Genomic DNA, 12354 nt, shown 5'->3' with positions numbered 1-12354 from the left:
CCCCATGGCCAACCGCGAAGCCCTCCGCGAACTGCAGAGCCGCCTGGCGCAACGGCTGCAGGCCGCGCGCACCGAAGCCCGCAGCGTGGCGTGGCTGGCGGTCGAGTGCGCCGGCCAGGGCCTGCTGGTGGCGCTGCCGGCCGCCGGCGAGATCTTTCCGCTCGGCACCCTGCTGCCCGTGCCGCACACGCAACCCTGGTTCGCCGGTGTCGCCAACCTGCGCGGCGGGTTGCACGGCGTGGTCGACCTGGCCGGATTCCTGGGCATGCGGCCCACGCTGTCGGCGCCCGACGCCGTGCGCGAGCACGCCCAGCTGCTGGCGTTGAACGCCAACCTGGGCAGCCACTGTGCGCTGCTGATCGAGAAGCTCGCCGGCCTGCGCAGCGCCGAGCAGATGACGGCCGAGCCCGCCGACGGCAGCCTGCGCCCGGCGTTTGCCGGGGGCCGCTGGCGCGATGCCGAAGGCCGCGTGTGGCAAGAGCTCGACCTGCAGGCGCTGGCGCAGGACGAACAGTTTCTCGGCATCGCCGCCTGACGGGCCTGCGCCGCCACGCGCCCGCATCGAACACCGCTTGAATCCGTAGACGAGGACGACATGAGCTTGCTGGACAGGATGAAGGGTTTGGCCCGCGGCAAACAGGCTTCCGCCGACGAGGCGCAGGCCAGTCCCTACGACGAGCTCGGCGCCACCGTGAACCCGATGGAAGCCACCGTGCGCCTGGGGCCGGGCACGTTGACGGCGGACGCCGGGCCGGTCACACGCGCCGGGGTCGATTCGTCCATCATCTCCGAGGCGGCGCCCTCGGAGATGGCCAACGACTACAGCGAGACGCGTCTGTCGCCCGAGGCCGACGAGGCCGATCTCGCCGGCGGCAGCGGCCTGCCGTTCATCGGCCAGTGGCCGGTGGCGCGACAGCAGCGGCTGCTGCTGTCGCTGTTCGGCGGCGGGCTGGCGCTGCTGTTCATCGTCGGTATCGCCGCGGTGGTCTCCAGCAACCGCAGCGCCGCGCAGGTCGGCGCCGCCGGCCAGGCGCAGACGCAGTCGCAGCGCCTGGCGAAGTCGGTGTCGCAGGCGCTCATCGGCAACCAGGCGGCCTTCCCCGAACTGAAGGAAAGCACCGAGCTGCTGGCCAAGAACGTGCGCGGCCTGAAGAACGGCGACGAAGACGTGCCGGCGGCTCCGGGCGCCCTGCAGGAGGACGTGGACAAGCTGCTGCCGCTGGTGGACCGCGCCGAGAAGAGCGCCGGCATCGTGCTCGGCCAGCAGAAGACGCTGACCCAGGTGGGCACCGCGCTGCGCACCATCAACCGCCAGTCGGCCGACCTGCTCGAGACGGCCGAGACGGTGTCGTCGCTGAAGCTGCAGGGCGGCGCCTCGGCCTCCGAGCTGTCGGCGGTGGGCCAGCTGGTGATGCTGACGCAGCGCATCGGCAAGAGCGCCAACGAGTTCCAGACGATGGAAGGCGTCAGCGCCGAGGCCGTGTTCCTGCTCGGCAAGGACCTGAACTCCTTCCGCGAGATCGCCGAGGGCCTGATCAACGGCAACCCCGAGCTGCGCCTGCCCGGCACCAAGGACCCGCAGGTCCGTGAACGGCTGCAGCAGCTGCTGAAGCAGTACGACGAGACGCGCACGCAGGCCAGCGCCATCCTGGGCAACCTGCAGGGCCTGGTCTCCGCGCGCGAGGCGCAGGCGGCCATCGTCGACGACAGCGAACCGCTGCGCCGCGGCCTCGACGCGCTGCAGACCCAGCTGGGCAGCGGCGGCGTGTTCGGCCCGGGCACGATCCTGTCGGGCCTGCTGGCGTTGCTGGCGCTGGGCGCCGGCGGCTTCGGCCTGCTGCGGCTGTTCGTGATCGCGCAGACCACGCGTGCGCGCCAGGCCGACGTGCAGCGCCAGGAAGCCGAGCGCCAGGAGCAGGAAGCCAAGCGCGTCAACGACGCCAACCAGGCCGCCATTCTCCGGCTGATGAACGAGCTGCAGACGGTGGCCGAAGGCGACCTGACGCAGCAGGCCACGGTGACGGAAGACATCACCGGCGCCATCGCCGATTCGGTGAACTACACCGTGGAGGAACTGCGCTCGCTGGTGTCGCAGGTGCAGAGCACGGTGGCGCGCGTGACCGACACCACGCAGCAGGTCGAGCAGACCTCCACCGAGCTGCTGGCGGCGTCGACCGAACAGCTGCGCGAGATCCGCGACACCGGCGAATCGGTGCTGCAGATGGCCGGCCGCATCAACGACGTGGCCGCGCAGTCGCAGCAGACCGCCGAGGTGGCGCGCCAGTCGCTGCAGGCGGCCGAGGCCGGCCTGCAGGCGGTGCAGAACACCATCGGCGGCATGAACTCGATCCGCGACCAGATCCAGGAGACCTCCAAGCGCATCAAGCGGCTGGGCGAAAGCTCGCAGGAGATCGGCGAGATCACCGAACTGATCTCCGACATTACCGAGCAGACGAACGTGCTGGCACTGAACGCCGCCATCCAGGCGGCATCGGCCGGTGAAGCGGGCCGGGGCTTCTCGGTGGTCGCGGAGGAGGTGCAGCGCCTGGCCGAACGCTCGGGCGACGCGACGCGGCAGATCGCCGCCATCGTGCGCACCATCCAGACCGACACGCAGGACGCGGTGGCCGCCATGGAGCGCAGCACGCAGGGCGTGGTCGAAGGGGCGCGGCTGTCCGACACCGCCGGTTCGGCGCTCGGCGACATCGACCGCGTGACGCGCCAGCTCTCGGACCTGATCGCGCAGATCTCGCAGCAGGCGCTGCGCGAAGCCGACTCGGCCAACGTCGTGGCCGCCAACATCCAGCACATCTTCGCCGTGACCGAGCAGACCGGCGAGGGCACGCGCTCGACCGCCGCGATGGTGCGCGAACTGTCGCGCACTGCCGAAGAACTGAAGGCCTCGGTGGCGCGGTTCAAGGTGGAGTGATGGCCCCCCCCCGTAGCGCCTGCGGCCCGCAGGCCGGCAAGCATGCCGGCCTGCCTTCGTCCGGCGCTGGACGGTCCGCAGGGACCGTCCAGCGTCCCGACCTAGCCCGACCCCAGGGGGGCGGCGCTGGCGGACCGGCCGAGCCGGATCCGCGGCGCCTGCTTGGCTGATGCACTGACCGGTGGTCGCGATGGACAACACAACAGTGAACGACGACCTCAGCGCGCTGGCCTGGGTGCATGGTGAGCTGCGCAAGTCGCTGGAGACGGCGCACAAGGCGCTGCGACGCTACCTGAAGGAATCCGAGGCGCTGGGCGGCTCCGACGTCGACGCCGTCGATCCGTCGGTGCTGCGCACGGCGCGCGTGCACATCCACCAGGGCGTGGGTGCGCTCGAGCTCGTGGGGCTGCCGGCGCCCGCGCACGTGCTGCGCGCGAGCGAGGCCGCGGTGCAGCGCATGGCGGCCAAGCCCGCCATCGTCGACGTGCGCGCGGTCGAGACGGTCGAGAAGGCGTCGTTCGCGCTGCTCGACTACCTCGCGCGCATGCTCGTGGGCAAGGCCGTGTCGCCGGTGGCGCTGTTCCCGCAGTACCGTGCCGTGCAGGTGCTGGCGGGCGCCGACCGCGTGCATCCGGCCGACCTGTGGCAGCACGACTGGACCTGGCACGACATCCCGGCCGACCCCACGGCGCAGCCGCGTGCCGCCGACGACGACACGCGCAGCGCGATGGAGGCGCTGGTGCTGGCGTTGATGCGCCACCCCGACCGCCACCTGCACCGGCACATGAGCGACCTCTGCGCCGGCCTCGGCGCGGGTGCGTTGCAGGCCGACGGCGCGCGCCCGGGCAGCAGCGGCCGCCTGGCCACGCTGTGGCAGCTGGCGGCGGCGTTCTTCGAGGCGCAGGCGCACGGGCTGCTGGCCAGCGACGTCTACGGCAAGCGCATCGCGTCGCGCCTGCTTTCGCAACTGCGCACCACGGTGAAGGGGCTGGACGACATCTCCGACCGGCTGGCGCAGGACCTGCTGTTCTTCTGTGCCAACGCGAAGACGCCGCGCCCCGGCTCGCGCCTGGAAATCGTGCGCCGGGCCTGGGGCCTGGACGCCGCACCGGGCGTCGACTACGAAACCGCGCGGCTGGGCCGCTTCGACCCGGCCTGGATCGCCCAGGCGAAGAAGCGCGTGGCCAGCGCCAAGGACGCCTGGTCGGCCGTGGCCGGCGGCGAGCTGCACCGCCTGACCGGGCTGGCCGAGCAGTTCGCGCTGGTCGGCGACTCGCTGCAGCGCCTGTTCCCGTCGGGCGACGTGCTGGCGAACGCGCTGCAGACCGCCGTGGCGCAGACCGTCGGCGCCGCGGCCGCTCCGCCGGCGCCGCTGGCGATGGAAGTCGCCACCGCGATGCTGTACCTGGACGCCTCCATCGAGGACGGCGACCTCGACCACCCCGAGCTGGCCGCACGCGTGCAGCGGCTGGCGCGCCGCGTCGACGACCTGCGCCTGGGGGCCGACCCGCAGCCGCTGGAAACCTGGATGGAGGAGCTGTACCGCCGCGTCAGCGACCGCCAGACCATGGGCAGCGTGGTGCAGGAACTGCGTGCCTCGCTGTCCGAGGTCGAGAAGCAGATCGACCAGTACTTCCGCGACCCGTCCAAGCGCGAGATGCTGATCCCGGTGCCGGGCCAGCTGTCGGCGATGCGCGGCGTGCTGTCGGTGCTGGGCATGGACCAGGCCTCGCAGGCCGTGCTGCACATGCGCGACGACGTCGACGCGCTGGCGCAGACCGAGGTCGACCCGCAGCGTGCGGTGCAGGCCGGCACCTTCGACCGCCTGGCCGACAACCTGGGTGCGCTGAGCTTCCTGATCGACATGCTCAGCGTGCAGCCGCAGCTCGCCAAGTCGCTGTTCCGCTACGACCCCGAGACCGGCAGCCTGAGCGCCGTGATGGGCCAGAGCGAGAAGCCCTCGGCCTTCGCCGCGTTCGACGAAGAGCCGCTGCCGGTGGCCGAGACGCCGGCGCTGCTGGACCAGGCGCAGACCCTGGTGCAGGCGCAGGTGCCCGACGCCGTGCTGGCCGAGGAACTGGAGCGCCTGTCGCGCCAGGCCGCGGCCGCCGAGCAGCCGGCCCTGGCGCGCGCGATGAGCAGTGCGCAGACGGCACTCGACCAGGCCACCGACGCCAGCGCACGCCAGGCCGTGCGCGACGAGCTCGCGCAGACCATGGCCGCCTTCGCGCCGCCGCCGCCCGAGGCCCTGCCGCCGCCGGCGCCGGTGCCGCCGGCCCGTGTCGCGGCCCCGGGGCAGACGGGGCTGGAAGACGACGCGGAGATGCGCGAGATCTTCATCGAGGAGGCGCGCGAGGTCATCACCGACGCCCGGGCCGCCGTGTCGCGGCTGGCGCAGCAGCCCGAGGACCTGGGCGAGATGACGACGGTGCGCCGCGCCTTCCACACGCTCAAGGGCAGCTCGCGCATGGTCGGGCTGAAGGACTACGGCGAGGCAGCCTGGGCCTGCGAGCAGCTGTTCAACGCGCGCCTGGCGGTGTCGGCGACGATGGACGCCGCGCTGCGCGCCTTCACCGGCGAAGCACTCGACTACCTGCACGGCTGGACCGAGGCCATCGCCGCCGGCCGCGACGACGGCCACGCGTCGCCCGCCGTGGTGCAGGCGGCCGATGCGCTGCGCCTGGAAGACCGCCGCGTCGAACTGCTGCCGCCGCAGGCGCCCGTGCTGGGCCTGCCGCCGCTGCAGGCGGCGCCGGAGCCGCTGCCGGCCCCGGTGCCTGCGCCGCAGCCCGATGCGGCGCTGGACCTCGACTTCGACCTCGACGAGCCTGCCACGCTGCCGGGCATCACCCCCGCCAGCGCGCCGGCCGCGGTGTTGCCGGACAGCACGCTGTCCGCGCGCGTGCCCGACCTGCCTGCCGCCAGCGACCTGGACCTGCCGGCGCTGCCGGCGCTGGACGCCGAACCGCCGCCGCTGCCGCCGTTGCCGGCCACCGAGGGCGTGCTCGACGAGGCGGCGACGCTGCCGGGCAACGCCCCCATCGAGACCGTCGGCTTCGACCTCGACCTGGCGGCGCTCGACGACGCCGCTGCGGCGGCCCCGGCCGACACGGCCGCACCGGCGCTGCCCGAACTGCCGGACCTGCCCGACGCCGCGGCCGCGCCTGAAGCGCTGGAGCTCGACCTCGCCGACCTCGACTTCGACTTCGGCGGCAGCCCCGAGGTGCCGGCCACGGTGCCGGCCGAGGCCGACACGGCGCCGCAGCCGCTGGCCGCGTTGCCGACCGAGCCGGCGTTCGCGCCCGAGCCCGAGCCGATCCCCGCGCCGGCGCCGGCACCCGAGGTGCAAGCCGAGGCCGCAGCTCCGGCTGCCGTGACCGAACCCGAGCCCGAGCCCGAGCCCGAGCTTGCAGGCGCGCCGGCGGCCGACGCAGTTGCCGACGTCGAGCCCACCCCGACGGCCGACGACGAGCAGGTCAAGCTCATCGGCGACCTGCGCATCAGCATCCCGCTGTTCAACATCTATCTCAACGAGGCCGACGAGCAGTCGCGCCGCCTCGGCACCGAGCTGGCCGAGTGGGCGCACGAGCACGAGCGCCACGCCGTCACCGAGACGGCCGTGGCGCTGGCGCACTCGCTGGCCGGCAACTCGGCCACCGTGGGCTACGCCGCGCTGTCGGCCCTGGCGCGTGCGCTCGAGCACGCGCTGATGCGCTCGCAGAGCGAAGGCCGCGGCCGGGCCGGCGAGCCCGAGCTGTTCAGCGACGCCGCCGACGAGATCCGCCGCCTGCTGCACCAGTTCGCGGCCGGCTTCCTGCGCGATGTCGAACCCGGCCTGATGGAGCGGCTGGCCGACCACGAGCGCTGGCCGTCGCTGCCGCCGCAGCCGGTGGCCGAGTTCGCGCCGGCGCCCGAGCTGCAGCCCTCGCAGCATGCGGCGCTGGACACGCCGCACCTGCAGGTCGCTGAAGACGAGGACATCGACGCCGTCGATGCCATCGACGACGAACTATTCCCGATCTTCGAGGAAGAGGCCGACGAGCTGCTGCCGCAACTGCAGGCGCGGCTGCGCGACTGGATCGACCGGCCGGGCGACGCCGATGCGCCGGCGTCGTGCATGCGCACGCTGCACACCTTCAAGGGCGGCGCGCGGCTGGCCGGCGCGATGCGCCTGGGCGAGATGGCGCACCGGCTGGAGACCGGCATCGAGGCGCTGGTGGCACGCAGCGAGGTGCACGGTGCCGACATCGAGCCGCTGCTGGGCCGCGCCGACAACATGGTCGGCGCCTACGAACAGCTGCGCCACCCGGCCGCCGGCGCGGTGCGTGCTGCCGAGACGGCCCCAGCCACCGGCGCCGACGCGCCGCCCGCGGCCGCCGCCGACGCCGCCACGACTGACGCGGATGCGCTGGTCGACGTCGAGCAGACGCAGCCGATCGACCGCGCCGCGCACGCGGCGGCTGTCGAGGCGGCGCCTGCGGCGCCTGCGGTGCCGCGCGTGGCGGCACCCGCTGCAGCCATCGACTGGAGCCGCTTCCAGGCCCATGGCAGCACCCGCGCCGCGCCCGCCGAACGGCCGGCACCGGCCGGCATGGCGGCCGTGCGCGTGCGTGGCGGCCTGCTCGACCGCATGGTCAACCAGGCCGGCGAGGTCAGCATCACGCGCGCCCGCATCGACTCCGACGTGAAGCTGCTGCAGGGGTCGCTGAACGAGCTGACCGACAGCCTGGACCGCATGCGCCGCCAGCTGCGCGACATCGAGCTGCAGGCCGAGACGCAGATCAACTCGCGCATGGAAGCGGCCAAGGCCGCGGCCGAGACCTTCGACCCGCTGGAGATGGACCGCTTCACGCGCTTCCAGGAGCTGACGCGCTTCATGGCCGAGTCGGTGAACGACGTCGCCACCCTGCAGCGCAGCCTGCAGCGCACGCTGCAGTCCACGGAAGACCAGCTCGCCGCGCAGGCGCGCATCACGCGCGAGCTGCAGGACGACCTGCTGCGCACGCGCATGGTCGAGTTCGAGAGCATGGCCGACCGCCTGTACCGCACGGTGCGACAGGCGGCCAAGGAGACCGGCAAGCAGGTGCGGCTGGACATCACCGGTGGCGCGATCGAGATCGACCGCGGCGTGCTCGAGCGCATGACCGGCCCGTTCGAGCACCTGCTGCGCAACAGCGTGGCGCATGGCGTCGAGCCGCCCGAGGTGCGCGAAGCCGCGGGCAAGGACCGCACCGGCAGCATCGCCATCAGCATCACGCAGGAAGGCAACGAAGTCGGCGTCGAGGTGCGCGACGACGGCGCCGGCCTGAACCTGGCGCGCATCCGCGAACGCGGCATCGAACGCGGCCTGATCGCCGCCGACGCGGCCGTCTCCGACGACGAGCTCGCGCAGCTGATCTTCGCGCCCGGCTTCAGCACCGCCAGCAGCGTGACCGAACTCGCCGGCCGCGGCGTCGGCCTGGACGTCGTGCGTGCCGAGGTCAACGCGATGGGCGGCCGCGTGCAGACGCTGTTCACGCCCGGCCGCGGCACGGCGTTCCGCCTGCTGCTGCCGCTGACGACCGCCGTCACCCAGGTGGTGATGCTGCGTTGCGGCGAGCTCACGGTGGCCGTGCCGTCGACGCTGATCGAGATCGTGCAGCGCGCCCGCAACGAGGAAGTGGAAGCGGCCTATGCCAGCGGCCAGGTCCGCTTCGACGGCCAGGACATCCCGTTCTTCTGGCTCGCGGCGCTGCTGCAGGCCGGCACGCGCGGCCCCAGCGGCGGGCGCACGCAGCCGCTGGTGGTGATCCGCAGCGCGAGCCAGCGCGTGGCACTGCACGTCGACGAAGTCGTCGGCAACCAGGAAGTCGTGGTCAAGAACGTCGGCCCGCAGCTTTCGCGCCTGCCGGGCCTGGCGGGCGTGACGCTGCTGCCTTCGGGCGCGGTGGCGCTGATCTACAACCCGGTGGCGCTGGCCACGTTGTACGGACCGTCGGCGCGCGAGCGCATGCTGGCCGCGCCTGCCGGCCCGCTGGCGGACGAACCCAAGCCGCTCCCGGCCGCCAGCCAGGCGCCGCTGGTGCTGGTGGTCGACGACTCGCTCACGGTGCGGCGCGTCACGCAGCGCCTGCTGGTGCGCGAGGGCTACCGCGTCACGACGGCCAAGGACGGGCTGGACGCGCTGGAGCGCCTGGTCGAGGAGACGCCGGCAGTGATCCTGTCGGACATCGAGATGCCGCGCATGGACGGCTTCGACTTCGTGCGCAACGTGCGCGCCGACGCCCGCTTCGCGCCGCTGCCGGTGATCATGATCACCTCGCGCATCGCACAGAAGCACCGCGAGTACGCGGCCTCGCTGGGGGTGGACCACTACCTCGGCAAGCCGTACTCGGAAGACGAACTGCTGGCCCTGGTGGCGCGCTACGCCGGCGCCGACATCCCGACCTGAACGGCGCCCGGCAGCACCGATGTCCCAAGTCGTCGAGCACCTGGCCGAACTCACCGGCCTGCGCGACCGCGATGTGCTCGACGTGACCCTGGTGGGCGCGCTGCGCGACCTGCTGCGCCCCGAGCGGGTGGCGGTGTACCGCTGCGTCGGCGACGCCGGCGACCGGCGCTGGATGACGCGGGCGCACCTGCACGCCGGCGACAGCACCGCCACCGCCGACCCGCTGTGGGCGGAGCCCGACACGCTGCCGCGGCTGCAGGCCCACCCCGAGCGCCAGGCCTGCCTGCAGCAGCAGCAGCCGGTGTTCGTCGCCGCCGAGGCCGCGGTGCCGGCGCGCAGCCTGTTCCCGCTGGTCACCGACCGCGAGGTCGTCGGCGTCGTCGAGTTCGACACGCCCGAGCCCATGGACGCCGACCAGGTCCGCCTGGTCACCAGCATCCTGCGCGTGTACCGCAACTTCCAGGGCCTGCTCGACTACAGCGAGCGCGACACCCTCACCGGCCTGCTCAACCGCAAGACCTTCGACGAGGCCTTCATGCGCAGCGCCAGCGACCACCCGCCGCCCGGCGTGGCGGCCGCCGGCGCACGGCGCGCCGGCACCCCGCAGGGCAGCTGGCTGGCGGTGATCGACATCGACCACTTCAAGGCCGTGAACGACACGCACGGCCACCTGATCGGCGACGAAGTGCTGCTGCTGCTGTCGCGGCTGATGCGCGCCAACTTCCGCTTCAGCGACCGCCTGTACCGCTTCGGCGGCGAGGAGTTCCTGGTGCTGATGCGCTGCGCCAGCGCCGCCGACGCCGCGCGGGCGCTGGAGCGGCTGCGCGCGAACGTGCAGCGCTACGCGTTCCCGCGGGTGGGACAGATCACCGTCAGCGTCGGCTTCACCGAGGTGCGCCCGGTCGACACGCCGTCCAGCGCGTTCGAGCGCGCCGACCGCGCCGTGTACGTCGCCAAGGGCCGCGGCCGCAACCAGGTCGTCAGCCACGCCGAGCTCGTGGCCAGCGGCCAGCTCGACGACGGCGCCCGGGTCGGCGACATGGAGCTGTTCTAGCCAGTGCCCGGACAGCCGTCCGGTTGTAAAGGTCAAACAAACGTTTGATTTGCGCGCTAGAGTGGCGCGCGTGCCACCGCTCCACGCCGCCGTTCCCGCCGCCGGCCACCTTGCGCGCAAGGATGGCGAAGATGCCCGGCAGCGCCTGCTGCGCGCCGGCCTCGTGCTGTTCGCGCAGCAGGGCTTCGCGAAGACCTCGACGCGCGAGCTTGCCGAGGCGGCGGCGGTCAACGTGGCGTCCATCAGCTACTACTTCGGCGACAAGGCCGGCCTGTACCGCGCGGTCTTCTTCGCGCCGATGGGCGACCCGGCCGCCGACGTCGCCCGCTGCAGCGACCCCGCGCTGCCGCTCGCCGACGCGCTGCGCGGCTTCTACGCCGCCTTCCTGGAGCCGCTGCGCGACGGCGAAGGCTCGCGCCTGTGCATGAAGCTGCGCTTCCGCGAGATGCTCGAGCCCACCGGGCTGTGGCAGGAAGAGATGGCGCGCGGCGTGCAGCCGCTGCACGACGCGCTGGTGGCCCGGCTGCTGCGCGAGTTCGAGCTCGCCGCCCCCGACGACGACCTGCTGCGCCTGGCCGTGTGCCTGGCCGGCCTGGGCGTGCATCTGCACGTGGGGCGCGACGTCACCGACCAGCTGGCGCCGGGCCTGCACGCGCAACCCGACGCCATCGACCGCTGGAGCGACTGCCTCACGCGCTTCGGCCTCGCGATGGTCGACGCCGAGCACCAGCGCCGCCGCGCGGCCGCCGCCGCGCGTTCCCCCCGTCCGGCGCATTGCACGCGCCGTGATGCCCCGACACCGTAACGACCGCACCGCCCATGCGCCTGCCCCTGTCTCCCTTGGCTTCCACCGTGATGCTGGCCACCGCGCTGGCCGCGCTGCTGGCCCTGCACGCCACCCGCCCCGCGCGCGCCGCCGACACGCCGCCGGCAGCGGCCGCGACCAAGCCGGCGCTCACCGTCACCGTGACGCAGCCCCAGACCGCGGCGCTGCCGCTGGAGGTGGCGGCCAACGGCAGCCTGCACGCGTGGCAGGAGGCCATCGTCGGCGCCGAGAGCAACGGCATGCGCCTGGCCGAGGTCCGGGTCAACGTCGGCGACAGCGTGCGCCGTGGCCAGGTGCTGGCGAGCTTCGGCGCCGAGATGGCGCGTGCCGAGCTGGCGCAGGTGCAGGCGGCCGTCGCCGAAGCCGAGGCCGCCGCCGCCGAGGCCGCGGCCAACGCGCAGCGCGCACGCGACCTGCAGGGCAGCGGTGCCTACAGCGCGCAACAGGTGACGCAATACCTGACCGCAGAGCGTACCGCGCAGGCCCGCGTGCAGGCGCAGCGCGCGGCGCTGCAGGTGGCCACGTTGCGGCTGGCGCAGACGCAGGTGCTGGCGCCCGACCACGGCGTGATCTCGGCACGCAGCGCCACGGTCGGCGCGGTGGTGCCCGCCGGGCAGGAACTGTTCCGGCTGATCCGCCAGGGCCGGCTGGAGTGGCGGGCCGAGGTGCCGGCCGCCGACATCGGTGCCCTGAAGGCCGGGCAGGCGGCGCGGGTCACGCCGGCCGGCGGCAGCCCGGTGGCCGGCCGCGTGCGCATGGTGGCGCCCACCGTCGACGCCACCACGCGCAACGGCCTGGTCTACGTCGACCTGCCGGCGGCGGCCGGGCTGAAGGCGGGCATGTTCGCGCGCGGCGAGTTCGACCTCGGCAGCGGCAGCGGCCTCACGCTGCCGCAGAGCGCGGTGCTGCTGCGCGACGGCTTCAGCCACGTCTTCACCGTCGAGCCCGACAACAAGGTGCGGCAGCGCAAGGTGGCGGTGGGCCGGCGCGTGGGCGACCGCATCGAACTGCTCGGCGGCCTGCCCGCCAACGCCCGCGTCGTCGCCAGCGGCGGCGCGTTCCTGGTCGACGGCGACACCGTGCGCGTCGTCGCGGCGCCCCAGTGACGGCACCGC

General features: G+C 73.5%; 6 protein-coding genes. All 6 read left to right on the top strand.

What is annotated here, in order from left to right; translation table 11 throughout:
- Nucleotides 1-4: 4 nt before the first annotated feature.
- Nucleotides 5-535: a chemotaxis protein CheW gene (locus ACPOLB_RS12285; protein WP_425261652.1), complete on the top strand. Its 531-nt coding sequence runs from the start codon at nt 5-7 to the stop codon at nt 533-535.
- Between the two features lie 60 nt (nt 536-595).
- Complete coding sequence (locus ACPOLB_RS12280) at nt 596-2929, top strand: methyl-accepting chemotaxis protein (RefSeq protein WP_425261651.1); 2334 nt, start codon at nt 596-598, stop codon at nt 2927-2929.
- Between the two features lie 190 nt (nt 2930-3119).
- Entirely contained in the window at nt 3120-9359 is a 6240-nt protein-coding gene (locus tag ACPOLB_RS12275) for an Hpt domain-containing protein (RefSeq protein WP_425261650.1), read from the top strand.
- Between the two features lie 19 nt (nt 9360-9378).
- Entirely contained in the window at nt 9379-10413 is a 1035-nt protein-coding gene (locus ACPOLB_RS12270; protein ID WP_425261649.1) for a GGDEF domain-containing protein, read from the top strand.
- 70 nt (nt 10414-10483) lie between these two features.
- Nucleotides 10484-11218 (top strand): TetR/AcrR family transcriptional regulator, encoded by a 735-nt coding sequence (locus ACPOLB_RS12265; protein WP_425261648.1) that lies wholly within the window; start codon nt 10484-10486, stop codon nt 11216-11218.
- Between the two features lie 14 nt (nt 11219-11232).
- On the top strand, nt 11233-12345 hold the full coding sequence (locus ACPOLB_RS12260) for an efflux RND transporter periplasmic adaptor subunit (protein ID WP_425261647.1): 1113 nt from the start codon (nt 11233-11235) through the stop codon (nt 12343-12345).
- Nucleotides 12346-12354: the final 9 nt, after the last annotated feature.

Origin of the sequence: Rubrivivax soli (assembly GCF_049810355.1) — a bacterium.
GTDB lineage: Bacteria > Pseudomonadota > Gammaproteobacteria > Burkholderiales > Burkholderiaceae_C > Rubrivivax.
This window is presented reverse-complemented; position numbering and strand designations above follow the sequence as displayed.